Consider the following 480-nt stretch of genomic DNA (forward strand, 5'->3'; position numbering starts at 1 on the left):
CCAAAAAATATTTGGAAGTTGGCGTCTTTACCGGTTATAGCAGTACCGCCATGGCGCTTACCCTCCCCGAAGACGGCAAAATCACGGCTTGCGACATCAATGTAACCTTTACCGATATTGCCCGCGAAACATGGCAGGCAGCAGGCATAGCGCATAAAATCTCGCTTCATCTGCAACCGGCTTTGCTGACTTTGGACGATTTGATTGTGCAAGGCGAATCGGAAAGCTATGACTTGGCGCTTATCGATGCCGACAAACCGCCTACGCCGAAATATTTTGAACGCTGTTTGCAACTGGTACGGAGTGGCGGCGTAATTGCCATCGACAATATCTTATTGGGCGGGCGCGTCATGAATGAAGCTGCCGAAAACGATCCGCCCAGCTTGGATATCCTGCGCCATTTCAACCAAAATTTGCCGCACGATACACGCATTACTCCCATTACCCTCCCTATCGGCGACGGTTTGACACTGCTACTAA

At 50.4% G+C, this 480-nt stretch carries 1 protein-coding gene; it reads left to right on the plus strand.

The window, feature by feature from the left end:
* Positions 1-480: O-methyltransferase (locus ACTHS3_RS16875; protein WP_440368624.1), on the plus strand; the 480-nt coding region annotated here is incomplete at both ends.

This window comes from Neisseria sp. P0009.S007, from assembly GCF_051962515.1.